The organism is Streptomyces sp. NBC_00328, from assembly GCF_036139655.1.
Lineage (GTDB): Bacteria > Actinomycetota > Actinomycetes > Streptomycetales > Streptomycetaceae > Streptomyces.
In genome coordinates, this window is the sequence record NZ_CP108013.1 from 5,151,615 (window position 1) to 5,176,710 (window position 25,096).

22 protein-coding genes and 1 pseudogene are annotated in these 25,096 nt (G+C 70.6%); 15 read left to right on the forward strand and 8 right to left on the reverse strand.

All coding sequences use genetic code 11. The features are described from left to right. Positions 1-71: 71 nt before the first annotated feature. Genes OG485_RS22560 through OG485_RS22575 form a run of 4 tightly spaced genes read left to right on the forward strand, consistent with a single transcriptional unit; the run spans position 72 to position 4,772 of the window. A complete protein-coding gene (locus OG485_RS22560) occupies positions 72-1,160 on the forward strand; it encodes a DUF6457 domain-containing protein (protein ID WP_328670396.1) in 1,089 nt (362 codons plus the stop codon). Beyond that, a complete protein-coding gene (locus OG485_RS22565; RefSeq protein ID WP_328670397.1) occupies positions 1,157-2,614 on the forward strand; it encodes a molybdopterin molybdotransferase MoeA in 1,458 nt (485 codons plus the stop codon). The genes OG485_RS22560 and OG485_RS22565 overlap by 4 nt, the downstream gene beginning before the upstream one ends. Before the next feature lie 40 nt (positions 2,615-2,654). After that, on the forward strand, positions 2,655-3,755 hold the full coding sequence (locus OG485_RS22570) for a potassium channel family protein (RefSeq protein ID WP_328670398.1): 1,101 nt from the start codon (positions 2,655-2,657) through the stop codon (positions 3,753-3,755). A gap of 36 nt (positions 3,756-3,791) precedes the next feature. Then, positions 3,792-4,772 (forward strand): NAD(P)H-quinone oxidoreductase, encoded by a 981-nt coding sequence (locus OG485_RS22575; RefSeq protein WP_328670399.1) that lies wholly within the window; start codon positions 3,792-3,794, stop codon positions 4,770-4,772. A 155-nt stretch (positions 4,773-4,927) separates the two neighbouring features. Here the strand turns inward: OG485_RS22575 and OG485_RS22580 are convergent, their stop codons facing one another. Continuing rightward, positions 4,928-5,653, reverse strand: coding sequence for a hypothetical protein (locus OG485_RS22580; RefSeq protein WP_328670400.1), 726 nt, complete (start codon positions 5,651-5,653; stop codon positions 4,928-4,930). A 228-nt stretch (positions 5,654-5,881) separates the two neighbouring features. Here OG485_RS22580 and OG485_RS22585 point away from each other — a divergent pair, with 228 nt between their 5' ends. Beyond that, positions 5,882-6,424 carry a bacterial proteasome activator family protein gene (locus OG485_RS22585; RefSeq protein ID WP_326786689.1) on the forward strand — a complete coding sequence of 181 codons (543 nt, stop codon included), beginning with the start codon at positions 5,882-5,884 and terminating at the stop codon, positions 6,422-6,424. A gap of 382 nt (positions 6,425-6,806) precedes the next feature. On the opposite strand, the gene OG485_RS22590 is transcribed toward OG485_RS22585, so the two are convergent. Next, positions 6,807-8,426: a protein kinase domain-containing protein gene (locus tag OG485_RS22590; RefSeq protein ID WP_328670401.1), complete on the reverse strand. Its 1,620-nt coding sequence runs from the start codon at positions 8,424-8,426 to the stop codon at positions 6,807-6,809. A gap of 301 nt (positions 8,427-8,727) precedes the next feature. On the opposite strand from OG485_RS22590, the gene OG485_RS22595 reads away from it, so the two are divergent. Next, on the forward strand, positions 8,728-10,290 hold the full coding sequence (locus OG485_RS22595) for a protein kinase domain-containing protein (RefSeq protein WP_328670402.1): 1,563 nt from the start codon (positions 8,728-8,730) through the stop codon (positions 10,288-10,290). Positions 10,291-10,456: 166 nt separating this feature from the next. On the opposite strand, the gene OG485_RS22600 is transcribed toward OG485_RS22595, so the two are convergent. After that, positions 10,457-11,122, reverse strand: coding sequence for a response regulator transcription factor (locus OG485_RS22600; RefSeq protein ID WP_328674596.1), 666 nt, complete (start codon positions 11,120-11,122; stop codon positions 10,457-10,459). Positions 11,123-11,534: 412 nt separating this feature from the next. Between OG485_RS22600 and pdhA the strand changes: the two genes are divergently transcribed. The 3 genes from pdhA to OG485_RS22615 are packed head-to-tail and all read left to right on the forward strand — an operon-like array spanning position 11,535 to position 15,217. Further along, a complete protein-coding gene (gene pdhA, locus OG485_RS22605) occupies positions 11,535-12,764 on the forward strand; it encodes a pyruvate dehydrogenase (acetyl-transferring) E1 component subunit alpha (protein WP_328670403.1) in 1,230 nt (409 codons plus the stop codon). Positions 12,765-12,766: 2 nt separating this feature from the next. Next, positions 12,767-13,747, forward strand: coding sequence for an alpha-ketoacid dehydrogenase subunit beta (locus OG485_RS22610; RefSeq protein WP_328670404.1), 981 nt, complete (start codon positions 12,767-12,769; stop codon positions 13,745-13,747). Positions 13,748-13,756: 9 nt separating this feature from the next. Continuing rightward, a complete protein-coding gene (locus OG485_RS22615) occupies positions 13,757-15,217 on the forward strand; it encodes a dihydrolipoamide acetyltransferase family protein (protein ID WP_328670405.1) in 1,461 nt (486 codons plus the stop codon). Between the two features lie 103 nt (positions 15,218-15,320). Here the strand turns inward: OG485_RS22615 and OG485_RS22620 are convergent, their stop codons facing one another. Beyond that, the gene (locus tag OG485_RS22620) at positions 15,321-16,220 is read right to left on the reverse strand and encodes a D-alanyl-D-alanine carboxypeptidase family protein (RefSeq protein ID WP_328670406.1); all 900 of its coding nucleotides are present in this window, start codon (positions 16,218-16,220) and stop codon (positions 15,321-15,323) included. 202 nt (positions 16,221-16,422) lie between these two features. On the opposite strand from OG485_RS22620, the gene OG485_RS22625 reads away from it, so the two are divergent. Both OG485_RS22625 and OG485_RS22630 read left to right on the forward strand, forming a co-directional pair. After that, entirely contained in the window at positions 16,423-17,097 is a 675-nt protein-coding gene (locus tag OG485_RS22625; protein ID WP_328670407.1) for a GntR family transcriptional regulator, read from the forward strand. Beyond that, positions 17,094-18,392 carry an MFS transporter gene (locus OG485_RS22630; RefSeq protein ID WP_328450369.1) on the forward strand — a complete coding sequence of 433 codons (1,299 nt, stop codon included), beginning with the start codon at positions 17,094-17,096 and terminating at the stop codon, positions 18,390-18,392. Before OG485_RS22625 ends, OG485_RS22630 begins: the two co-directional genes overlap by 4 nt. Before the next feature lie 174 nt (positions 18,393-18,566). Here the strand turns inward: OG485_RS22630 and OG485_RS22635 are convergent, their stop codons facing one another. After that, on the reverse strand, positions 18,567-19,391 hold the full coding sequence (locus OG485_RS22635; RefSeq protein ID WP_328670408.1) for a maleylpyruvate isomerase family mycothiol-dependent enzyme: 825 nt from the start codon (positions 19,389-19,391) through the stop codon (positions 18,567-18,569). A gap of 154 nt (positions 19,392-19,545) precedes the next feature. Here OG485_RS22635 and OG485_RS22640 point away from each other — a divergent pair, with 154 nt between their 5' ends. Beyond that, positions 19,546-20,361, forward strand: coding sequence for a carbon-nitrogen family hydrolase (locus OG485_RS22640; protein WP_328670409.1), 816 nt, complete (start codon positions 19,546-19,548; stop codon positions 20,359-20,361). A 91-nt stretch (positions 20,362-20,452) separates the two neighbouring features. On the opposite strand, the gene OG485_RS22645 is transcribed toward OG485_RS22640, so the two are convergent. Together OG485_RS22645 and OG485_RS22650 are read right to left on the reverse strand one after the other, a co-directional pair. After that, the gene (locus tag OG485_RS22645) at positions 20,453-20,947 is read right to left on the reverse strand and encodes an LURP-one-related/scramblase family protein (protein ID WP_328670410.1); all 495 of its coding nucleotides are present in this window, start codon (positions 20,945-20,947) and stop codon (positions 20,453-20,455) included. After that, positions 20,944-21,999 (reverse strand): GlxA family transcriptional regulator, encoded by a 1,056-nt coding sequence (locus OG485_RS22650; protein ID WP_328670411.1) that lies wholly within the window; start codon positions 21,997-21,999, stop codon positions 20,944-20,946. Before OG485_RS22650 ends, OG485_RS22645 begins: the two co-directional genes overlap by 4 nt. 51 nt (positions 22,000-22,050) lie before the next feature. Here OG485_RS22650 and OG485_RS22655 point away from each other — a divergent pair, with 51 nt between their 5' ends. The 3 genes and pseudogenes from OG485_RS22655 to OG485_RS22665 all read left to right on the forward strand — a co-directional run. Next, a complete protein-coding gene (locus OG485_RS22655; RefSeq protein WP_328670412.1) occupies positions 22,051-22,461 on the forward strand; it encodes a cupin domain-containing protein in 411 nt (136 codons plus the stop codon). A 74-nt stretch (positions 22,462-22,535) separates the two neighbouring features. Further along, positions 22,536-24,071 (forward strand): recombinase family protein, encoded by a 1,536-nt coding sequence (locus OG485_RS22660; RefSeq protein ID WP_328670413.1) that lies wholly within the window; start codon positions 22,536-22,538, stop codon positions 24,069-24,071. Between the two features lie 108 nt (positions 24,072-24,179). After that, positions 24,180-24,806 (forward strand): annotated as a pseudogene (locus OG485_RS22665) (alkyl hydroperoxide reductase); the annotation flags it as partial. A gap of 6 nt (positions 24,807-24,812) precedes the next feature. Here OG485_RS22665 and OG485_RS22670 read toward each other — a convergent pair. Beyond that, positions 24,813-25,058: a DUF6458 family protein gene (locus OG485_RS22670; protein WP_328450358.1), complete on the reverse strand. Its 246-nt coding sequence runs from the start codon at positions 25,056-25,058 to the stop codon at positions 24,813-24,815. Positions 25,059-25,096 lie beyond the last annotated feature (38 nt).

Below are 25,096 nucleotides of genomic sequence, written 5' to 3' on the forward strand. Positions count from 1 at the left end.
GCCCGGCCGGCCCGGTACCTGCGCCGTGCCCCGGGGGTGGCGCCGATTCCTCGGACGCCCATACTCGGGGCATGACCGCGTACGAGCCCGAGGGCGCGACCGGGCGACCTGGCGACGCCGACCAGCGAGGCACCTCCGGTGCCGATGCCGGGTACGACGCCGTCGTGCTCGCGGGCGGTGCCGCCCGGCGGCTCGGCGGCGAGGACAAGCCCGGCGTTCGGGTGGGCGGCCGGACCCTGCTGGACAGGGTCCTGGCCGCGTGTGCCGATGCCACCCGCACGGTGGTCGTGGCCCGGCCCAGGCCCACGGCGCGTCCCGTGGAGTGGGCCCGCGAGGACCCGTCGGGCGGGGGACCACTCGCCGCGCTGGACGCCGGGCTGCGTCACACCGGGGCGCCGTACGTCCTCGTGCTCTCCGCCGACCTGCCCTTCCTGGAGGAGAAGACGGTCCGGCGCCTGCTGGACACCCTTCGCGCCGGCACCCCACACGAGATCCCGGGGACTTCCCGCCCGGCCCGGGACGGGCATGCCACCCGCATCGAGGGGCCCGGCGCCTGTCTCGACGACCCCGGCAGCCGAGCCGACGGCCCCGGTACCCGTTTGGACGGTGTTCTTCTCACCGACCCCGACGGGCGGGATCAGCCCCTCGTGGCTGTCTACCGCGCCGACGCGCTGCGCCGCGAGCTGGGTGTGCTCGCCGCCGCGCACGGGAGCCTCTCCGGGCTGCCGCTCCGACGGCTCGTCGCCGCCCTCGACCTCACCCGCATCACCGACCCCGTCGCGTCCTTCGACTGCGACACCTGGGACGACATCGCCGCCGCTCGAGCGCGCATCAGGGAGCATGGGCACGTGCTGGATGAATGGATTTCCGCAGTCAAGGACGAACTGGGCATCGACCTGGACGTCGACACCGGCGTGCTGCTCGACCTGGCCCGCGACGCCGCGCACGGCGTCGCCAGGCCGGCCGCGCCGCTGACCACGTTCCTCGTCGGATACGCGGCCGCGCGGGCGGGCGGAGGACCGGAAGCGGTCGCCGAAGCCTCCCGCAAGGCCGCCGCGCTCGCGCTCCGCTGGGCCGACGAGGGCACTCCCGACGCCCGGCCGGACAACGGGTCGCCCGCCGCCCCGCCCACGCCCGCCACCGAGCCGGACGCCGGATGACCGCCGCCCGCTCCACCCGGGACAGCCAGGACGGCCAGGACACGGACGACTTCGACGTCGAGGAGGCGCTCGCCCTGGTCAAGGGCGCGGGTGCCCGCCCGTCCGGCGAGCCCGGCGGAGCGGAGCGTGCCGTCCCGGGCCCCCAGGGAACCGACCCGGCAGCGGTCCCCTCGCCCGGCGCCCAGAACAGCGGCGAGGGCAAGCACACCCGTCACCGGTCCACCCCGTGGCCGGAGGCCCGCGCCGTCGCCGAGCGGGCCGCCCGTTCCCTGCCCCGCCGTACCCCCGTCCCGGTCCCCCTCGACGCCTCCCTCGGCCTCGTCCTCGCCGCCCCCCTGACCGCGCTCACCGACCTTCCCTCCTTCGACACCTCCGCCATGGACGGCTGGGCGGTCGCCGGACCCGGGCCCTGGGAGGTGCGGGAGGACGGTGTGCTCGCCGGGCACGCGGAACCGGAGCGGCTCAGCGACGGCGAGGCGGTCCGGATCGCCACCGGGGCGCGGGTTCCGCGGGACGCGACCGCCGTCCTGCGCAGCGAGCACGGGCGCCTCGACGACAAGGGCCGGCTGCACGCGGGCGCCGGGCAGGAGCCGGGTTCCGCCCGGTCCCGGGGAATCCTGGCGCTCGCTCACGGGCAGGACATCCGCCCACGCGGCCAGGAATGCCGCAGCGGTGACCAGTTGCTGCCGCTCGGAGTCCTGGTCACCCCCGCCGTACTGGGCCTCGCGGCGGCCGCCGGGTACGACACGCTCGCCGTCGTCCCCCGCCCGCGCGCCGAAGTCCTCATTCTCGGCGACGAGCTGCTCACCGAGGGACTTCCCCGGGAAGGGCTCATCCGGGACGCGCTCGGCCCCATGCTGCCGCCGTGGCTGCGGGCGCTGGGCGCCGAGGTCGTCGCGGTGCGCCGGATCGGCGACGACGCCAAAGCGCTGCACAAAGCGATCACCGGCTCCCGGGCCGATCTGATCGTCACCACCGGCGGCACCGCCGCCGGCCCCGTCGACCATGTCCACCCCACCTTGCGCCGGATCGGCGCCGAACTGCTGGTGGACGGCGTCAAGGTGCGGCCGGGGCATCCGATGCTGCTGGCCCGTGTCCAGGAGAACCAGCACCTCGTCGGGCTGCCCGGCAACCCCCTCGCGGCCGTCTCCGGACTGCTCACGCTCGCCGAGCCGATGCTGCGCACGCTGGCCGGGCGCATGGCCCCGGAGTCGTACACCCTGCCCCTCGGGGAAGCCGTGCAGGGGCATCCGTACGACACCCGGCTCATCCCCGTCTCGCTGCGCGGCGAGCGGGCCGCGCCGCTGCACTACAACGGCCCGGCGATGCTGCGGGGCATCGCCGCCGCCGACGCGCTCGCGGTCGTACCGCCGGGCGGTGCGCGCGCCGGGCAGGAGCTGGAACTCATCGATCTGCCGTGGGCCGTCGCGGGGATCGACGCGTGCTTCGTCTGAGCAGGTCCGAGGGCATGACCGGCAGGGATCCGAGCGGGGAGTGTTTCACGTGAAACTTCCGGGCGACGACACGATCGCCCGCCAGGCGGACGAACATCTGATGACTCACCAGGTGAAACTGCCGCAGAAGGTAGTGCAGCGTCCGCTTCGCCAGGTGGCGAAGCGGCTGTCGATGGCGCTGCTGCTGCTTGTGTTCACCGCGCTCATCGTCTGGTTCGACCGCGGTGGCTACACCGACAACTCCGACGGCAGCGTCGACCTGCTCGACGCCTTCTACTACGCGACGGTCACCCTCTCCACCACCGGATACGGCGACATCACCCCGACCAGTGACGTCGCCCGGCTCATCAACATCCTGGTCATCACGCCCCTGCGGGTGCTGTTCCTGATCATCCTGGTCGGCACCACGCTGGAGGTCCTCACGGAACGCACCCGGGAGGAGTGGCGACTGAACCGCTGGAGGGCGACCTTGAGGGATCACACCGTCGTTGTCGGCTTCGGGACCAAGGGGCGGTCGGCCGTCGAGACCGTCTGCGCGACCGGGCTCAAGAAGGAACAGGTCGTGGTCGTCGACCCGAGTTCCCGGGTGGTCGACGCGGCGACGGCCGAGGGGTACGCGGGAGTGATCGGGGACGCCACGCGCAGCGATGTGCTGATGCGCGCCGAGCTCCACAAGGCGCGGCAGATCATCGTCGCCACCCAGCGGGACGACACCGCGGTCCTGGTCACCCTGACCGCGCGGCAGCTCAATCGCGGGGCGAAGATCGTCGCCGCCGTCCGCGAGGAGGAGAACGCGCCGCTGCTCCGGCAGTCCGGCGCCGACGCGGTCATCACCAGCGCCAGCGCGGCCGGCCGGCTGCTCGGCCTCTCCGTGCTCAGCCCCGCCGCGGGCATGGTGATGGAGGACCTGATCCATCAGGGCAGCGGGCTCGACATCGTGGACCGGCCCGTCACGAAGGCCGAGGTCGGCATGAGTGCCCGGGACACCACCGACCTCGTGGTCAGCGTCGTACGGGGGCATCGCGTGCTCGGATACGACGAACCGGACGTCGGCACACTGCAGTTGACGGACCGGCTGATCACGATCGTCCGGGTCACCCCGAGCGCCCGGACGACGCCGGGCACCCGGCACCTGCCGTAGGAACAGGCGACACCGCGCAGGAGTAGCGTCCACCTCATGTACGCGATCACGATTCCCGAACCTGGTGGGCCCGAGGCGCTGGTGTGGGACGAGGTTCCCGATCCGGTGCCGGCCGAGGGCGAAGTGCTGGTCGAAGTGGTGGCCAGCGCCGTCAACCGCGCCGATCTGCTGCAGCGGCAGGGTCTGTACAACCCGCCGCCCGGAGCCTCTCCCTACCCCGGACTCGAATGCTCCGGGCGTATCGCCGCGGTCGGTCCCGGCGTCCTCGGCTGGTCGGTCGGCGACGAGGTGTGCGCGCTGCTCGCGGGCGGCGGATACGCCCAGAAGGTCGCCGTCCCCGCCGGGCAGCTGCTCCCCGTTCCCGCGGGCCTGGACGTCCTGCAGGCGGCGGCGCTGCCCGAGGTGACGTGCACGGTCTGGTCGAACGTCTTCATGGTCGCCCATCTGCGCCCTGGCGAGACCCTGCTCGTGCACGGCGGCTCCAGCGGCATCGGCACCATGGCGATCCAGCTCGCGAAGGCCGTCGGTGCGAAGGTCGCGGTCACGGCGGGCACCAAGGAGAAGCTCGATTTCTGCGCGGAGCTGGGCGCGGACATCCTGATCAACTACCGCGAGCAGGACTTCGTCGAGGAGATCGAGCGGGCCACCTCGGGGGCGGGTGCCGACGTCATTCTCGACAACATGGGGGCCAAGTACCTCGACCGGAACGTGCGCGCGCTCGCCGTCAACGGACGGCTCGCCATCATCGGCATGCAGGGCGGCATCAAGGCGGAGCTGAACATCGCCGCGCTCCTGAACAAGCGTGCCGCCGTCAGCGCCACCTCGCTGCGGGCCCGGCCGCTCAGCGAGAAGGCGGCGATCGTGGCGGCCGTGCGGGAGCACGTGTGGCCGCTGATCGACTCCGGTCATGTCCGTCCTGTCGTCGACCGCGAGCTGCCCATGAGCGACGCGGCGGGCGCGCACCGGGTGCTGGAGGAGAGCAGCCACATCGGAAAGGTGCTGCTCGTCGCCTCCTAGCGGCCGAGCCGACCCGGCTGCGGTGGCCGATTCGATTCGCCCCCTGGGGGTGGTTCGGCCACCGCGCATCGGCGCTTCCTGTGGGGGCCGCCGCGCATCGCAGCTTCCTGTGGGGTGGCTCGGCCGCGGCACGCCGGCGCTTCCTGGGGGTGGGCTCAGCCGCGGCGTACCCGCAGGCCCAGGAAGGCCAGGGCCAGGCCCAGACCGACGAGGATCAGGCCGCTGCCCAGCGGCAGGAGCGCCAGGTCGCCGCCGGGCGTGGAGCCGGGGCCCACGACGCTCTGCTGGACGGGGGCCGCGTTGTCGCGTGAGGGGTCGGGGGCTTCGGTCGGCTCCGTGATCCCGGTGTCCGCGGCGGGGGCCGTGTCCTGGAGGTCCGGGGTGTCCTGGCTGCTGGTGTCCTGGCTGTCCGGCTCCGTGCGGCCGGGACGTTCCCGTCCCTCTCCCGCGTAGCTGCCCGCGCGGGACGGGTCCGCCGTAGGGGTGGGGCGGGCCGGATCGGAGGCTGTGGGGCCGGCCGCGTCCGAGGCGCTGGGCCCGTGCGCGGACGGGCCGGGCGGGTTGGACCGTCCGGGGGACGGAAGCGGTGAGCCGGCCCCCGAGGTGGACGGGGCGGGCGTGGTGGTCACTCCCGGGGAGGGGGCGGAGGGAGTGGGCGAACCGGGCGGGCCGGTGCTCTGGGCGGGCGGAGCCGGTGAGGCGGTGGCTCGGGCGGACGGAACCCATGAGGCGGTGTACGAGAGACCTCCGGAGCGGGCCGGGGCGGGGGGAGCGAGGGCGTCCGGGCCCGTCGGCGCGGCGTTCGCGAGCGGGCCGGGGCCGTTCAGCAGGGCGGCCGCGAGGAGCCCGGCCGTGGGCAGGGTGCGCAGCCATGGAGTCACGTCGGTGACCCCCTCCCGGAACGGTTCGCCAAGACGGGTGCCGTGATCGACGCAACCAGCCTCACATGACGTCGTGATCCCGGCATCTCGACCGAAAGTGGCGTCATTCGCGCACTTCAGAGGCTGTGGAACCCCTTCCTGTCGCCAACTGGGCCGACGGAGGTGGTGGATCACCGTGTACGGGGGGCACCACCGTGATGGAGTACGTGGGTGCGAGAGAATGGCGGCATGGAGATGCCGAGGAACGAACGGTCGCCGGAGAACCCTCAGATCCTGGTCGTGGGCCAGGACGGAATGGCTCTCGGCGGCACCGGGGACGAGGACTCCCGCGAGATCCCGGTGACGGAGATGGTGGAACAGCCGGCCAAGGTGATGCGCATCGGCAGCATGATCAAGCAGCTGCTGGAGGAAGTGCGCGCCGCACCCCTGGACGAGGCCAGCAGGGTCCGCCTCAAGGAGATCCACGCGAGTTCCGTCAAGGAACTGGAGGACGGTCTCGCTCCGGAGCTGGTGGAGGAGCTGGAGCGGCTCTCGTTGCCCTTCACGGACGAGGGGACTCCCAGCGACGCTGAACTGCGGATCGCGCAGGCTCAGCTGGTGGGCTGGCTGGAAGGACTCTTCCACGGGATCCAGACGACCCTGTTCGCCCAGCAGATGGCGGCCAGGGCGCAGCTGGAGCAGATGCGCCGTGCCCTTCCGCCGGGTGTCGGCGGTCTGGAGGGCGACGAGGACCTCCGTACGGGAGGCCGTTCGGGCGGACCGTACCTGTAACCACGCGGGGTCGGGCCACCGGCTCCGTCACCCCGGCGACGCGCGGTCACCCCGACGGGAAGGGGCCCGGCACTCATGTGCCGGGCCCCTTCCCGATTCCGCTGCCGGAGCGTCCGCGGTCACTCCTGCCGTGGAGCGTCCGAGGATGCTAGTGCCGCGACAGGCAACGTTCGCCCCGTCGCGACTCCCGGCACGCTCCCCCAAGCTCTTCGAGCAGGGGGGACCCCCACTCGCCGCACCGGCCGAAAGCCCAAGTGCATCCAGTACGAGGACTTCCGGCCGGCACGCCGAGAGCACGCTCCCCCAAGCTCTCGGCTTCGCTCGAGCAGGGGGGACCCCCATGACGCCGCTCCTTGACGGGCAAACGTTGCCTGCCGCGGCACTAGGAGGGGTCGCCCGAGGACACCTTGAGCTCGATCGTGGGCATGTTCTCGGGGTCGACGTCGTCACCGGCGGAGGGGAACTGGTCCATGACCGTGTCCTCGCCGTACGTGTTCTCGTCCACGCGCGTGACCTTCATCTGCCAGCCGGCGGCCTGGAAGCAGGACTTCACCGAGCTGAGGTTCTTGAAGTGGAAGTCGGGGACCTCGATCTTCTTCGGGTCGTTGTACGACTCCGTCGGGTCCGTGCACTTCTCGGTGTCGATCTTCTTCGACGTGTCCGGACCCTTGTGCCCCTCGACCGCGGTGGGCGACGAGCTGGCGGTGCTGTCGCCGCCGCCCTTGTCGTCGTCGCCGGTCCCGCCGTTCAGGACCAGCGCCGCGATCAGGCCGCCGACCGCCAGGAGCGCGACCAGGACCGCGCCGATCACGACCGACTTGCTGCCCCTGCCGCCGCCCTGGCCGGCGCCGGCGGGCTGGGGCGAGAGGTTGTACGGGGGAGGCGTGGAGGTGCCGTGCTGCCCGGCGTACGCGGCGGTCTGCGGCGGGGTCGGGTAGCCGCCCTGCTGCGGGTAGCCGTACGCCGGGGAGGGGGTCGGCGTGCCGTACGGGCCGGGCTGGTACGGCATCTGCACGGGGCCGGGCGCCGGGGTGCCCTGGTCGACCGGCGGGAACACGGCGGAGCCGACGCCCGAACCGCTGGGTGTCTGGGCGCCCGGCACGATGTTCGGCGCGGCGGCCTGGAACGACTGCGCGACCCGGAGGCACTCGTCGCGCATGATCTCGGCGCTCGGGAAGCGTTCGTTGGGGTTCTTCTTCAGCGCGCGGGCGATCAGCGCGTCCACCGCCGGGGGCAGCGAGCGGTTGACCGAGGAGGGCGCGACCGGCTCCTCCTGGACGTGCGCGTAGGCGATGGCCAGCGGGGAGTCCGCCTCGAAGGGCAACCGTCCGGTGACCAGTTGGAACAGCATGATGCCGACCGAGTACAGGTCGGACCGGGCATCGACGCCCCGGCCTAGGGCCTGCTCCGGGGAGAGGTACTGCGGGGTGCCGACGACCATGCCGGTCTGGGTCATGGAGGTGACGCCGGACTGCATGGCACGGGCGATGCCGAAGTCCATGACCTTGACGACGTTGCGCTTGGTCATCATCACGTTGCCCGGCTTGATGTCCCGGTGGACCAGGCCCATCTCGTGGCTGATCTCCAGGGCCGCCAGCACGTCCGCGGTGATCTTCAGGGCCTTGTCGGCGGGCATCGCGCCGTACTGCTGGATGTCCGCGTCGAGGACCGAGCCGAGCGGCTTGCCCTCGATGTACTCCATGACGATGTACGGCGTCGTCATGCCGTCGAGGTCGTCCTCGCCGGTGTCGAAGACCGAGACGATGTTCGTGTGGGTGAGCTTGGCCACCGACTGGGCCTCGCGGCGGAAGCGCTCGCGGAAGGCCTGTTCCCGGCCGAGCTCGGTGTGCAGTGTCTTGATCGCGACCTGGCGGTCGAGCACCGAGTCGTACGCGAGGTGGACCGAGGCCATGCCGCCCTCGCCGAGCAGATCGCGCAGCTGGTAGCGGCCGCCGGCGACCGCACGCCCCGCGTACCGGCCCTGTGCGCCGTCCTGGCTCATCTTCTGCGTCCCCCGCGGCCGTGATCGATTGGCTTATTCCGGGCCAAGTCTGCCCGAGGGCACGGACACGTCAAGCTCGGTGCCCGTTCCGTGACCGTCTGAGAAAGAAGCGTCGCGGAAGCGTTACAGGTGACGTACGGCCGGTACACGGAAATTGCACGGACGGCACTCCGACGGGTTGGATGGCCGGTCCACTCACGCTCATCCCGGACCGGCGTCCCGCGCGAAGCCTGTAGCGTGGCCCGACGGAGACCGTAACAACCACCGCGCAGACCGCGGGCAGAAACGACGGCGAGGACTGATGGCACAGCAGCAGCGCGCTCAGGGCCCGTCCGACCCCGAGGCGACTGGCGGCGGTATGTCAGATGCGCCGGAGATGTGGGGTAACGGCGGGCTGGTCGGCGACGGCCGATATCGGCTGACACACAGGCTCGGCCGGGGCGGCATGGCCGAGGTGTTCGCCGCCGAGGACGTGCGTCTCGGGCGGACCGTGGCGGTCAAGCTGCTCCGTGCCGACCTGGCCGAGGACCCCGTGTCCAAGGCCCGTTTCACCCGCGAGGCACAGTCGGTCGCGGGGCTCAACCACCATGCCGTCGTGGCCGTGTACGACTCCGGCGAGGACGTCGTCGGGCACGGGGTCGTCCCGTACATCGTCATGGAGATCGTCGAGGGTCACACGATCCGTGATCTGCTGATCAACGCCGAGGCCCCCGGGCCCGAGCAGGCGCTGATCATCGTCTCCGGTGTCCTGGAGGCGCTGGCCTACTCGCACCAGCACGGGATCGTGCACCGGGACATCAAGCCGGCGAACGTGATCATCACGGAGACCGGCGCGGTCAAGGTGATGGACTTCGGCATCGCGCGTGCCCTGCACGGCGCGCAGTCGACGATGACCCAGACCGGCATGGTCATGGGCACCCCGCAGTACCTCTCCCCGGAGCAGGCGCTCGGCAAGGCCGTCGACCACCGCTCCGACCTGTACGCGACCGGCTGTCTGCTCTACGAACTTCTCGCGTTGCGGCCCCCGTTCACCGGCGAGACGCCGCTGTCGGTGGTCTACCAGCACGTCCAGGACATTCCGATGCCTCCCTCGGAGGTCTCGGGCGAGGTGCCGCCGGAGCTCGACGGGCTCGTCATGCGCGCCCTCGCGAAGGATCCGGACGACCGGTTCCAGACCGCCGAGGAGATGCGCGGACTCGTCCAGTACGCGCTCCAGATGCTGTACGACCAGGGCAGCCACACCGGCACCTGGAACACCGGCCCGGTCACCATGCACGAGGGGTCGCACGGCCACGGGCCCGGTTTCGCGGGTACGGCCGCGCTGCCGCACCCCGGTGACTACGGCACCACGCAGATCCCGGCACCGCTCATCCCGCCCTACGGGGGCGGCGACGACGGCGGCTTCGAGGGGCACGGCAACCGGGGCGGCGGCCGCGGCAAGCTGTGGATCCTCGCGGTCTTCGCGCTGATCGCCATCGTCGCCGGTGTCGCGCTGGCGCTCAAGACCACCGGCAACGGCACGGGTTCGGGGACCGGGACCACGCCGTCGCCGACCGTCTCGCACTCCAGCAAGAACGACGGCTCCAGCGAGCAGCCCAGCGACGACTCGACGGACCAGTCCACGGGTGACGACACGTCGGACGACTCGACCAACACCGGCGACGGTACGGACTACCCCCCGACGTACAAGCCGACGCGGAGCGTCACCAGCGAGCCGACGACGGACCAACCGACCGAGGAGCCGACGAAGACCGCGCCGACCACGGCGGCCCCGACCACACCGGCCACACCGACGGACGAGCCGGAGACCACGCCGCCCGCGGGCGACGGCACGGAGTCTCCCGCCGACGGGACCGTGGGCTGACCCGATGACCGGGCCGGGTCCGAACGGACCCGGCGGAGCACACCTTCCACGCGCGCGGGGAGCCCACGAGGGGCTTCACGCGCGCGTGCGGCGTCTCGCGTCGTCCGGGCCCGGACGACGCACGTCCCCGTCCATATCCCCCGTCGTTCACGGGTGACCCCGTCGTTCAAGGGTGACGCTGCTCCGCCTGTTTGCGTGCCACATAGGCGGCTGCCTGCGACCGGCGCTGCATTCCCAGTTTGGACAGCAGGCTCGACACATAATTCTTGATCGTTTTCTCGGCGAGGTGCAATCGCTCGCCGATCTGGCGATTGGTGAGCCCTTCGCCGATCAGGTCGAGGATCCTGCGTTCCTGGTCGGTGAGGCGGGCGAGCCGGCTGTCGTCCTTGGTGCCGCCGCCGTCCCGCAGCCTTTCCAGGACACGCGCGGTGGCCACCGGGTCGAGCAAAGACTTTCCGGCCGCGACATCCCGGATCGCCGTGAGCAGTTCCTGGCCGCGGATGGCTTTGAGGACATAGCCCGAGGCGCCCGCCATGATCGCGTCGAAAAGGGCCTCGTCGTCGGCGTACGAGGTGAGCATCAGGCATTTGATGTCCTCGTTCGCGGAGCGGATCTCGCGGCACACCTCCACGCCGCTGCCGTCCGGGAGGCGCACGTCCAGGACGGCCACGTCCGGGCGGGTGGCCGGGATCCGTACCAGTGCGTCGGCCGCCGTACCCGCTTCCCCGACCACTTCGATGTCGTCCTCGACCGAGAGCAGTTCGTGGACACCGCGGCGGACCACTTCGTGGTCATCGAGGAGGAATACAGTGATTTTCCCGAATTCGCGCACGCTGTCAGTCTCACACACGGTCATGGGCATTGCTCCAGGTGAACTCTTCCCGAGCCCGGGGTGGCCGGGATAACGTGCCGGTGTTCCGGCCCCCTGCAAGGCTGTGACCAGTGCTCTGACCAGCGACTGTTCCGATCTGCTCGATCTAGTAGGAAATCCACGTTTCCAAGTACTTGGATTTCCTATCAAAATCGCAGGTCAGGAGGGGTTTCACAGAATTGTGAAGCACTGGGTAACGTGGCAGTTGCAGGGCGCTCGCCGGGGCACCTGTCACGCCTGTTCCCGGCCGAGTGGCACCCACCCCGTGCACGGGTGCCGGAACAGGCGAGCCGCTCTCCCGAGCTCGAACCGCGAGCGAGGGGGACCCCAGCCTTCCGGCAACCCCGGGGGCCGGACCGACGGAGGAGCACACGTGACCGTGGAGAGCACTGCCGCGCGCAAGCCGCGACGCAGCGCCGGTACGAAGAGCGCCGCGAGCGCCAGTACGACCGGTACCAAGAGCGCCGCGAGCAGGAGCGCCGGCGCGGCCGCCAAGAAGTCGCCCGGGGCGACGGGCGGCGAGCCGGAGCTCGTTCAGCTGCTGACCCCGGAAGGCAAGCGGGTCAAGGACGCCACGTACGACCCGTACGTCGCCGACATCACCCCCGAGGAGCTGCGCGGCCTGTACCGGGACATGGTCCTGAGCCGCCGCTTCGACGCGGAGGCCACCTCCCTGCAGCGCCAGGGCGAGCTGGGCCTGTGGGCCTCGATGCTCGGCCAGGAAGCCGCCCAGATCGGTTCGGGCCGGGCCACCCGCGACGACGACTACGTCTTCCCGACCTACCGCGAGCACGGCGTCGCCTGGTGCCGCGGGGTCGACCCGACCAACCTGCTCGGCATGTTCCGGGGTGTGAACAACGGCGGCTGGGACCCGAACAGCAACAACTTCCACCTGTACACGATCGTCATCGGCTCGCAGACGCTGCACGCCACCGGCTACGCCATGGGCATCGCCAAGGACGGCGCCGACTCGGCCGTGATCGCGTACTTCGGGGACGGCGCCTCCAGCCAGGGCGACGTCCTGGAGGCCTTCAACTTCGGGGCGGTCTACAACGCTCCGGTGGTGTTCTTCTGCCAGAACAACCAGTGGGCGATCTCCGAGCCGACCGAGCGCCAGATGCGTGTGCCGCTGTACCAGCGCGCGCAGGGCTTCGGCTTCCCGGGTGTCCGCGTGGACGGCAACGACGTGCTCGCCAGCCTCGCGGTGACCCGCTGGGCCCTGGAGCGGGCCCGCAACGGCGAGGGCCCCACGCTGGTCGAGGCGTACACCTACCGCATGGGCGCGCACACCACCTCCGACGACCCGACCAAGTACCGGGCCGACGAGGAGCGCGAGGCGTGGGAGGCGAAGGACCCGATCCTGCGCCTGCGCGCCTACCTGGTGGCCGCAAACCACGCGGACGACGGATTCTTCGCGGAACTCGAGGCCGAGAGCGAGGCGTTGGGCAAGCGAGTGCGCGAAGTGGTACGAGCCATGCCGGACCCGGACAGCTTCGCCATCTTCGAGAACGTGTACGCGGACGGGCACGCGCTCGTCGACGAGGAGCGCGCCCAGTTCGCCGCCTACCAGGCGTCGTTCACGGACGCCGGGGAGGGCAAGTAGCCATGACGACGGAAAAGATGGCGCTGGCCAAGGCGATCAACGAATCGCTGCGCACGGCTCTCGAGGCCGACCCCAAGGTCCTGATCATGGGCGAGGACGTCGGCAAGCTCGGTGGTGTCTTCCGGGTCACCGACGGGCTGCAGAAGGACTTCGGCGAGGAGCGGGTCATCGACACCCCGCTCGCCGAGTCGGGCATCGTCGGCACCGCGATCGGTCTGGCCCTGCGCGGCTACCGCCCGGTCGTGGAGATCCAGTTCGACGGTTTCGTCTTCCCCGCCTACGACCAGATCGTCACCCAGCTCGCGAAGATGCACGCGCGGGCGCTGGGCAAGATCAAGCTGCCCGTCGTCATCCGTATCCCCTACGGCGGCGGCATCGGCGCGGTCGAGCACCACTCGGAGTCCCCCGAGGCGCTGTTCGCGCACGTGGCGGGCCTGAAGGTGGTCTCTCCCTCGAACGCGGGCGACGCCTACTGGATGATGCAGCAGGCCATCCAGAGCGACGACCCGGTGATCTTCTTCGAGCCCAAGCGGCGCTACTGGGACAAGGCCGAGGTCAACAAGGACGCCATCCCCGGTCCGCTGCACAAGGCCGTGGTGGCGCGCGAGGGCAGCGACCTGACCCTGGTCGCCTACGGTCCGATGGTGAAGGTCTGCCTGGAGGCCGCCGCGGCCGCCCAGGAGGAGGGCAAGTCGATCGAGGTCCTGGACCTGCGCTCGATGTCGCCGATCGACTTCGACTCCATCCAGGCCTCGGTCGAGAGGACCCGCCGCCTGGTCGTGGTGCACGAGGCCCCGGTGTTCCTCGGGACGGGCGCGGAGATCGCGGCCCGCATCACCGAGCGGTGCTTCTACCACCTGGAGGCGCCCGTTCTGCGGGTCGGCGGCTATCACGCCCCGTACCCGCCGGCCCGCCTGGAGGAGGAGTACCTTCCGGGCCTGGACCGGGTGCTCGACGCCGTCGACCGCTCGCTGGCGTACTAGGAGAGAGTCGTGACGACGATGACTGAGAACGCGTCGGGACTCCGCGAGTTCAAGATGCCCGACGTGGGCGAGGGACTCACCGAGGCGGAGATCCTCAAGTGGTACGTCCAGGTAGGTGACACGGTCACCGACGGCCAGGTCGTCTGCGAGGTCGAGACCGCCAAGGCCGCGGTCGAACTGCCGATCCCGTTCACCGGTGTGGTGGCCGCGCTCCACTTCCCCGAGGGCACGACGGTGGACGTCGGCCAGGTGATCATCGCGGTCGACGTGTCGGGTGGCACGGCGCCCGCGCCCGCCGCCCCGGCCGCCGGACAGGCCCCGGCCGCTCCCGTTCCCGCCGCTCCGGCGGCCCCCGACGAGGAGGCCAAGCCCACGGGCCGCAAGCCGGTCCTCGTCGGGTACGGCGTGGCGGAGTCCTCCACCAAGCGGCGCCCCCGCAAGGGCGCCGAGGCCCCCGCCCAGCAGGGCGGGACGCTCTTCGCGGCCACCGCGATCCAGGGCGAGCTCAACGGCCACGGGACCGCGTCCGCCCAGCAGCGGCCTCTCGCCAAGCCCCCGGTCCGCAAGCTGGCCAAGGACCTCGGGGTCGACCTGGCGACGGTCACCCCGTCGGGCCCGGACGGCATCATCACGCGGGAGGACGTGCACGCGGCGGCAGCCCCGGCGCAGGCGCCCGCTCCCCTCGCGGTCCCGGCTCCCGCCGCGGTCCCGCAGGCCCCGGTCCAGGTCCAGCCGCAGGTCCCGGCCCCGGCCGCGTCGTACGACGGCGCGCGTGAGACCCGGATCCCCGTCAAGGGCGTCCGCAAGGCGATCGCCACCGCCATGGTCGGGTCCGCGTTCACCGCGCCGCACGTCACCGAGTTCGTGACCCTCGACGTGACCCGCACCATGCGGCTGGTCGAGGAGCTCAAGCAGGACAAGGACATGCAGGGGCTGCGGGTCAATCCGCTGCTGCTCGTCGCCAAGGCCCTGCTGGTCGCGATCAAGCGCAACCCGGGCATCAACGCGTCCTGGGACGAGGCCAACCAGGAGATCGTCCAGAAGCACTACGTGAATCTGGGCATCGCCGCGGCCACGCCCCGCGGTCTGATCGTGCCGAACATCAAGGACGCCCACGCCAAGACCCTGCCGCAGCTGGCCGAGTCGCTGGGCGAACTGGTGGCCACGGCCCGCGAGGGCAAGACCTCACCGGCCGCGATGCAGGGCGGCACGGTGACGATCACCAACGTCGGCGTCTTCGGCGTCGACACGGGCACGCCGATCCTCAACCCCGGCGAGTCCGCGATCCTCGCGGTCGGCGCGATCAAACTCCAGCCCTGGGTCCACAAGGGCAAGGTCAAGCCCCGCCAGGTCACCACGCTGGCACTCTCCTTCGACCACCGCCTGGTCGACGGCGAGCTCGGTTCCCGGGTCCTCGCCGACACCGCCGCCGTCCTGGAGCAGCCCAAGCGGCTGATCACCTGGGCGTGAGCCGACGGGGCAGGGGGAGCTGAGTCCCTCTGCCGACCCGTGACACAGAAAAGGGGCCTGCCGCGCGAACCGCGCGGCAGGCCCCTTTCGCTGTTCGGGTGCCTTACCTGGCGAAGCTGTAGTTCAGCAGCTTCGTCGCGTCCGACGTGCGGACGGTGGCCGACGTGGAGGCGAGCACCGTGCCGATGATCGTCTTGCCGTTACGGGTGGCGGCGAAGACCAGGCAGTACTTCGCCTCGGGGCCCGAACCGGTCTTGATGCCGATCGTGCCGGAGTAGCCGGTCAGCAGAGGCTTGTTGGTGTTCTCCCACGTGTAGTAGCGGTAGCCGCCACTCGAGGTCGTCACCTTCTGCTTGGTGGTGACGGTCTTGACGACCGTCTTGAACGTGGTGCTCTTCATGGCGCTGCTGGCGAGCTTCGTCAGGTCGCGCGGTGTCGAGTAGTTCGCGCCGTGGCCGACACCGTCGAACGAGTCGAAGTGGGTGTTCGCCATGCCGAGGCTCCGCGCCGTGGTGTTCATCTTGCCGATGAACGACTTCACGCGGGCGGCGCGCGTCGTGCCCGAGCCGAACTTGTCGGCGAGCGCGTAGGCGGCGTCACAGCCGGACGGCAGCATCAGACCGTAGAGGAGCTGACGGACGGTCACCTTGTCGCCGACGATCAGGTGGGCCGAGGAGACGTAGCCGCTGTCGACGATGTAGTTGCTGTACGCGCTCGAGACCGTGACCTTGGCGTCCAGGTTCAGGTTCGCCTGGGACAGCACCACCTTGGCGGTCATGATCTTCGTGGTGGAACCGGTGGAAAGCGGGGTGTCCGCCTTCTTGTTGTAGAGGGTCGTACCGGTGCCGTTGTTCATGGTGTAGCCGCCCTTGGCGGCGATCGTGGGCGTGGCGACGGCGCCCGCGGGCGCGGCGCCGAAGGCTCCGGCTGCCAGCACGGCGCCGGTCGTGAGGGTCACTGCGGCGGCCCTGCGGAAACGCGTGCCCTTAATGCCGGTAATCAAAATGAACGCTCCGTATGCGCGAAATGCCCCTGGGAGAACGGCACATAGGGATGCCGTCCCACGTTCAGACTCGCGGGGCGCACGAAGGGATGTGCGGCGAACGGAGGAAATTCATGTGACCTGGGTTACGTGTGAGGGCTGTTGGGGTCCGCATGCTGAAACGCTCCCGGGCATGCGTACGTGTTGTATCTATGATGTGCGCATGCCTTCAGCCCCACCCGCGCCGCTGCGGCCCCCCGTGAAACAGCCGCCCGCCGCGGACCGCGTCTACGCACACGTCAAGCAGGGTGTCCTGGAGCGCCGTTACGAGGGCGGGTCCCTGCTGACCGAGGGTGAACTCGCCGACGCGGTGGGTGTTTCGCGCACCCCGGTCCGCGAGGCGCTGCTCCGCCTGGAGGCCGAAGGGCTGATCAAGCTCTACCCGAAGAAGGGCGCGCTCGTCCTGCCGGTCTCCGCCCAGGAGATCGCCGACGTGGTCGAGACCCGCCAGCTCGTGGAGGAGCACGCCGCGCGCAAGGCCGTACCGGCGTCGCCGCGGCTCCTGGCCCGTCTGGAGGAACTGCTCGACCAGCAGAAGGAACAGGCCGCCGCCGGGGACCTGGCCGCCGCCGCCGTCACCGACCGCTGCTTCCACGCCGAGATCGTCCGCAGCGGCGGCAACGAGATCCTCTCCCGGCTCTACGACCAGCTCCGCGACCGCCAGTTGCGGATGGGGGTCGCCGTGATGCACGCGCACCCCGACCGGATCACCAAGACGCTCGTCGAGCACGAGCAGATCCTCCAGGCGCTGCGGGCCGGTGACGCCGACGCGGTCGTCGCCCTCATCCACGGCCATGTGAGCTGGTTCTCCAACCTGGCGCGGGGCGAGGTCCGATGAGCTCCTCGGCCACCCTGCCCGGCGACCCGCCCGGCGGCCGGCGCGCGATCGCCGTCTGGGGCATCGGCGTCTCGGTGTACTTCGTCGCGGTCATCTTCCGTACGTCACTCGGGGTGGCCGGGCTCGACGCGGCGGACCGCTTCCACGTGGGCGCCTCCGCCCTGTCCACGTTCTCCATCCTCCAGCTCCTCGTGTACGCGGGCATGCAGATACCGGTCGGGCTTCTGGTCGACCGGCTCGGCACCAAGAAGGTGCTGACCATCGGCGTCCTGCTGTTCACGGCCGGGCAACTGGGCTTCGCCTTCTCCTCGTCGTACGGCATGGCGCTCGCCTCGCGCGCCCTGCTGGGCTGCGGTGACGCGATGACGTTCATCAGCGTGCTGCGGCTCGGCACCCGGTGGTTCCCCGCCCGGCGCGGTCCGCTCGTCGCGCAGTTCGCGGGTCTGGCCGGTATGGCCGGCAACCTCGTCTCGACGCTCGTGATCGCCCGGCTGCTGCACGGCGTGGGCTGGACGGCCGCGTTCGCCGGCAGCGCCGCCGCCGGTGTCCTCGTCCTCGTCCTCCTGCTGCTGTTCCTGGAGGACCACCCCGAGGGCCACCGGCCGGAGCCGTTCCCGCACCGGGGTGCCGCGTACGTCCGCCGGCAGATCGCCGCGTCCTGGCGGGAACCGGGTACCCGGCTGGGTCTGTGGGTGCACTTCACCACGCAGTTCCCCGCGATGGTGTTCCTGCTGCTGTGGGGGATGCCGTTCCTCGTCCAGGCGCAGGGCCTGTCGCGGGCCACGGCCGGTGAGCTGCTGACACTCGTCGTCCTGGCCAACATGGGTGCCGGACTGGTGTACGGACAGATCGTCGCCCGGCACCACACCGCGCGGCTGCCGCTGGCGCTGGGCACGGTCGCGGCGACGGCGGTCGTGTGGGCGGGGGTGCTGGTGTACCCCGGCGAGCACGCGCCGATGTGGCTGCTGGTCGTGCTGTGCACGGTGCTCGGGTTCTGCGGGCCGGCCTCGATGCTCGGCTTCGACTTCGCGCGCCCGGCGAATCCGCCGGAGCGTCAGGGCACCGCGTCCGGGATCACCAACATGGGCGGTTTCACCGCCTCGATGACGACGCTGCTGGCCATCGGCCTGCTGCTCGACGCCACCGACGACAACTACCGGGTCGCCTTCGCCTCCGTGTTCGTCCTCCAGGCGGCCGGGCTGAGCCAGATCTTCCGGCTGCGGAAGCAGGCGGCCCGCCGGGAGCGGGAACGGCTCGTGGCCAGCCGGGTGGAGACGGTGCACGTACCGGCGTGACCGCCGCCGTCGCCACCCCGTCCCGCTGCCGCCGGCCCGCGCTGTCCGGGATGTGCGGGACGCGCGGGACGTCCAGGACGGGATGTGACGTGGGGGACTGGGGGACGTGCGGAGCGGAGCGGAGGGCGGGGAAACGCCCCCGCCCCGTCGCCGCGTGCGCGGCCGCCCCGTCCGTTACGGCGTGACGGCGAGGTTGCGCAGGATCGCCGCGGTCAGGTCCTGGTCGCCCTCGGCCTTGATGCGGTCGGACACGGCGTCGGGGCCGACGCGGCCGCAGGCGAGCCGGACGAAGGTCTCCCAGTCGAGGGCGAGGCTGGCGGCGGGACCGAGGGAGGGCGAACCGTCTATCGAGCCGCGCCCGTCGGCGTCGACACGGACGGTGCGCAGGAACTCGACGGGACCGTGCACGTCGAAGACGACCGCGGAGTTCGCCGGCGCCCCCGCGTTCTTGGCGACGATCTTCGGCAGCGCGGCCAGCAGCTGGTCCCGCACGATCTGTGAACCGGGGGAGTCGAGGTTCCCCGGCCGGCCCAGCGTGTACCGCAGGTCCTGCTCGTGCACCCACACGTCGAACGCGCGGTTGAGCATCGCTTTCTCGAGGGTGACCTCGGTGCCGAGCGGACCCCGCACCTTGGCGTCGGGCTGCCGCGTCTCGTTCCGCAGCTGCCGGTTGCGGCGGATGATCGTGTACTCCAGCTCGGAGGTCATCTCCGGCGCCGTGTGGTGGCGGCGCACGTCGACCTGCATCTCCATGTACCGCTGGTGTTCGTTCGTCACGTGGTAGAGATCGCGGGGAAGGGTGTGGATCGGCCGCGGGTCGCCGAGCATCTCGCAGTCCAGCCCGATGACATGCGAGACGATGTCACGGACCGACCAGCCGGGGCACGGGGTCCGCCGGTTCCACTCGCCCTCCACAAGCGGCTGCACCAGCTCGGATATCGCTTCGATCGAGTGGGCCCAGGCGTCGGCGTAGGACTGAAGACTCGGATGCAGACTCACGGAACGGGACCCCTCGGGCGGTTGGACGCGGGCATTTCACAGGCAGCGGGTGTCTTGGGACGCTAAGTTACGCTGCTGTGAGGCACCCCGGCAGTGCTTTCGTGTGACGATCGTAGGCCGGTATCGACGGCTCGAATGCCAGGACGGTGGTAGTGTGCGCGCCTCGCTCCTCCAGATCGACGTAAACGATGATGAATCGGTCGCATCCCGCAGGCGCCGTGTGGCGGACCTGGTACGTGATCAGGCCGGAGTCGATCTCGTCGTGCTCCCCGAGCTGTGGACCACCGGCGCCTTCGCCTACGAGGGGTTCGGGGCGTGGGCCGAGCCGCTGGACGGGCCGACCCACGAGGCGATGAGCAAGGCGGCGAGCGACGCGGGCGTGTGGCTGCACGCCGGGTCGATCCCCGAGCGCGCCGCGTCCGGGACCGGCTCGGCGGCCGAGGCTCCCCTCTACAACACCTCCCTGGTCTACTCCCCCGCTGGCGAACGCGTCGCCGCCTACCGCAAGATCCACCGCTTCGGCTTCGACAAGGGTGAGGCCGTGCTCATGGGCGCGGGCACGGAACTGGTGACGGTGCGGCTGCCGGAGACCGTCCTCGGCGTCGCCACCTGCTACGACCTCAGGTTCCCCGAACTCTTCCGCGGACTCGTGGACGCGGGGGCGCAGACCTTCGTCCTCCCGGCGGGCTGGCCCGAGCGGCGCCGCGCCCACTGGACCCTGCTCGCGCAGGCACGCGCCGTCGAGAACCAGGCGTACGTCCTCGCCTGCGGAACGGCCGGTACGCACGCGGGAGTTCCCCAGGCCGGTCACTCGATCGTGGTCGACCCGTGGGGTGAGGTCCTCGCCGAGGCGGGTCCGGACGAGGAGATCCTCACCGTGGAGTTCGACCCGGCGAAGGTCGCGGAGACCCGGGAGCAGTTCCCGGCCCTGAAGGACCGCCTGCTGGGCCTGGACACGCCCACCCGCTGACCGGCGGCCCGCCCGGCCCGACTCCCACTCGCTGACGGGGTTCCCGCCCCGCTGACCTGCGGCGCCCCGCCGCGGACCGGCATCCGTCCCGTCAGTCGTCCCCCCGTTCCTTCTCCGCCAGATGGATCACGCACACCGCGACCGCGATCAGCAGCGCCGGATCGGCGTCCTCCCGTACGACGTCGACTCCGTACGTGTCCCGCAGATGGAGCCGGCGCCGGGAGATCTGGGCGAGGAGTTCGTTGTCGTAGTCCACGGCGAACTCGCGGTCGAGGATCTTGCCGCTGACGTCGAGCTCGGTGCCGTCGACCAGCGACACGCGGTAGTGATTGCGGAGCAGGGACAGACGCTTGCGCTTGATGGTCGCGAGCGGATCGCCGTCCCGCTCGATGATCATCGTGTCGCGCAGCGCGAGCATCTTCTGGTGGATGTCGATCAGGACGCGTCCGCGGGTGTCCTTCAGCTGGAAGGTGTCCCGCAGCCGCATGGCCTTGCCGTCGACGAGGAAGACCTTGTCGCCGTGGTCGTCCTCGATCCAGTAGTCCTCACCGAAGCCGAGCAGTCGGTCGCGTACGAGGTATCTCATGCCGTCACCGGTTCCCCGGTGGGCGTTCCGAAACGCCGCCGGTAGGCCGACGGGCTGAGTCCGGTCGCCCGGCGCACCCGTTCGCGCAGGTTCGCGGCGGTCCCGAGCCCGCTGCGGTCCGCCACCACGTCGAGCCGGGCCTCCCCGCGCTCGATGAGCCGGCAGGCGAGGGCGACCCGCTGCGCCGTCAGCCATGCCAGCGGAGTCGTGCCGAGCTGGGCGCGGAAGCGGCGGTGCAGGGTCGCCGGGCTCACCGCGGCGTGCGCGGCGAGGTTCCCGACCGTCAACGGCTCACCGAGCCGCTCCTGCGCCCAGGCCAGCAGGGGTGCCAGCGACGCGTCGGGCACGTCGGGCAGTGGTTGTCGTACGAACTGGCGCTGGCCCCCGTCGCGGTGTGCGGCGAAGACCAGCCGCCGCGACACCTCGTTCGCGGTCTCCGCGCCGTGATCCTGCCGTACGAGGTGCAGGCCGAGATCGAGTGCGGCCGCGCTGCCCGCCGCCGTCAGCACGTCCCCCTCGTCCACGAACAGCACGTCCGGGTCCAGCAGTACGTCCGGGTGCAGTTCCCGGAAGACGTCCGTCCAGCGCCAGTGCGTGGTGGCGCGCCGCCCGTCGAGCAGCCCCGCCTCGGCGAGCGCGAAGGTTCCGGTGCAGAAGCTCACGACCCGGGCCCCGCGCGCGTGGCCGCGCCGGATGGCGTCCAGGACGACGGCCCGGCGCGGGACGACGTTGTCGGGACGCCCGGGAACGACGAGCGTGTCGGCGTCGTCCGTCGCGTCGAGGCCGGGCACCCCGCTCAGCGTGAAGAACCCGTGGTTCATCCGGACACCGGGCGAGGGGGTGCACAGGGTCAGCTCGTAGAGCGGCTCGGGCCGCCCCAGTTCGGGCCGGGCAAGCCCGAACAACTCGGTCGCGACGCCGACTTCGAAGGGGTTCGTACCCTCGTCGACGATCACGGCGACGCGATGCGGCCGACGGGACGAAGGCTCCGCCGGCCCGCGTGCGCCAGGGTGTTCCGGGGATGCGGGACGTTGCGAGGATCCTTGCGGCATACGCGATTTCTAGCACTCGCCGGGGTGCCGGAAGACGCGGACGATGAACGCATGACCAGTGCACCCGCCCGACGCGGCGAACCCGTCTCCCTCTCCGCCGCCCTCGCCTCCTTCACCGACCTGTGGAGTCCGCGCATCGTGACCACCGTCAACGACTACGACGTGCGCGTCGCGAAGGTCGAGGGCGAACACGTCTGGCACGTGCACGACCGGACGGACGAGTTCTTCCTGGTTCTGGAGGGCGAGCTGACCATCGCGCTCCGGGAGCCGGCCGGAGAGCGGACCGTCGTCCTCCCCAAGGGCTCTGTCTGCACGGTCCCCCGCGGAACCGAGCACAAGCCATACGCCCCCGGCGGCGCGTCGATCCTCCTCTTCGAACCGACCGGCACCCTCACGGTCGGCGACCGCCACGACGAGATCCCCGCCCACGTGGACGCGACGAGGGGGCACGCACTGGACTGACGAACGTGCGTGTATCGATCCAGCATTTCTGGAATTCACCCACGAAGAACGGAAATTCCAGACACTCTTGAGTCGTGCATCAAGAAGCATTCTGTGATCTGTATCTGCGCCTGTCTCTCGACCGCGACGGCAAGACCGCAATCGAACGGCAGGAAGCCGACTGCCGCGCGTGGGCTGAACGCAACGGACTCACCGTTCGCAAGGTCCATACGGACAGGGGGCGCTCCGGCTACAAAGCAGTTGAGCGCAAAGGATTCGATGCCGCGCTCGCGGCCATCACCGCCGGGGTCGTCGGCACACTGATCGTCTGGAAGCTGGACCGCCTCTCCCGCAAAGGCATTGGTCAGGTGGGCAGGGTTCTCGACGGCATTGAGGCGGTGGGGGGTCGTCTCGTGTCCGTCGTGGAAGGGCTCGACACCTCGGACGACTCCGCCCGCACAATTGTCGCGACGCTCGCGGAACTGGCGCGATCTGAGTCAAAAGACCTTGGTGCGCGCGTGGGACATGCGAAGAAGTACCTGCGCAACAAAGGCCAGTGGATCGGCGGACAGCCGCCCTATGGGCTCGGGGTAGACCCGAAGAGCAAGAAACTCGTCCATGATCCTGAGTGCGCCGTGTACGCCCGGCTGATCGCGGACGAGGTGCTGGCGGGTGCTTCCCTGGTGAAGACCGCACGGTTGCTCAACGAATACGAGATCCCTTCACCGCGCGGCGGGCAGTGGAACGCGGCGAGCATCATGCAGCTTCTGAGGTCTCCGGCCTTTGCGGGCCTCATGCCGGAGACGGAATCCGTTGAGACGGACAACGGGGAAAAGAAGTACACGGGGCGGGTCTTCCCCTACCGCGATCCCGCGACGCTCGACACCGTGGAGATCGGCGAAGGCATCATCACGGTCGGCGAACGAGACAGCATCATCCGCCAATTCGAGGAGCGTACCTTCGAGTACGCGGGCAGGCGCCGTCCGAAAGCACAGGGCGCGGCTCTGCTCACCGGCCTGGTGTTCTGTGGTGTACCGGGCTGCGGAAGCCGTATGCACCGCGTGGGCCGCAGCTACCAATGCTGGTCCCACCGTTCGGGCAATCAATGTGTCGGCGCGTCCGCGCTGGCAGACGCCGTGGATGCTTACGTGGCTGAAAGCTTCCTGACCAAAATTCCGGCGCTGGAACCCGATGACGCGCTGCTTGCCACGATTGCGGATCGCTGGGTCCACCGTACCGATCCGGAGGCGTTCGCGAAGTGGGACGCCATCGCCTCCGAAATCCGCGACGAGGAAGCCCGGTTGGCCGATCTTGAAGAAGCCCGATATGTGCGCGGTGAGTTCAAGGGGCCGGCAGCGATCGGTCGCTACGACCGTCTGACGGAGCGCTTGCGGAGCCGCATCGACGGTCTGCGCGGCGATCTCTGCAGACTACCGATGCCGTCCATGGACGTATCGCCCATGCTCGACAGTCGCCTGTTCCGGGAAGCATGGAAGGACGCCACGGACGAAGACCGGCGTGATCGTCTGTCGCTCGCCATCGACCGAGTGGAAGTCAGCAAGGGCAGACGCGGGCAGCGGATCATTCCTGAGCAGCGTGTTCAGATCCATTGGGCCAGGCTCTCCGCGTGAACGACGCGTTCGCTGGTTTGACCGGGATCCCTCGTGGCGCGTTGCCATGGGCTTGCCGTTGCGTCGGTCGTGCCGCTTCGTGTGTGCGCTTCTCCGTGGTGGCACGGACAGGCTCTGCTCCAGAATCCGTTGGGGGTCACCGCTCTGCCCGACGGTTCGGTCGCGGTCAGCGACACGTACAACCACGCGCTGCGCCGGTACGACCCCTCGACGGGTGAGGTGACCACGCTGGCCACGGATCTGCGGGAGCCGAGCGACGCCGTGCTGGTCGGGGACGACATCGTGGTGGTGGAGTCCGCCCGGCACCGGCTGACCCGGCTGCGGCTGCCGGAGGAGGCCGTACGGGTGGAGTCGGTCGCCCACCGCACCCGGCGCGCGGCCACCGAGGTCACCCCCGGAGCCGTCCGCCTGGACGTGATCTTCCAGGCGCCCGCCGGGCAGGAACTGGATGACCGCTACGGACCCTCCACCCGGCTCCTCGTCTCCGCCACCCCGCCCGAGCTGCTGCTCGCGGGCGAGGGCGCCGGAACCGGTCTGTCACGGGCCGTCGAACTGAATCCCGCCGTCCCGGAGGGCGTGCTGCACGTCTCGGCGATGGCCGCGTCCTGCGACGACGACCCGTCCACCGAGTACCCGGCCTGCCATGTCCACCAGCAGGACTGGGGCGTGCCGGTCCGCCTCACCGAAGGCGGTGCGGACCGGCTGCCCCTGGTTCTCGCGGGCATGGACGCCTGACCCGGCTCACACTCCGTAGCCGTCCGAGTAGCCGTCACGGCGGCGCCGGTCGTCGTCCACGACGGTCGCCGTCGGCGGTACGACGACGCGCCTGCGCCGAGCGATGCTACTGAAGGTCGTCACGCCGATCAGTCCGACGATCATGAGGATCACGCCGACGAGGTGAAGGTTGACCCCCTGCATGTGCCAGTCGGTCGCGAACGTGAGGATCGCCCCCGCGGCGATCAGGATGATGCATCCGCCCAGGCCCATGGGTGTCGTCTCCTTGAGATAGCAACTCCGAGTCGTTC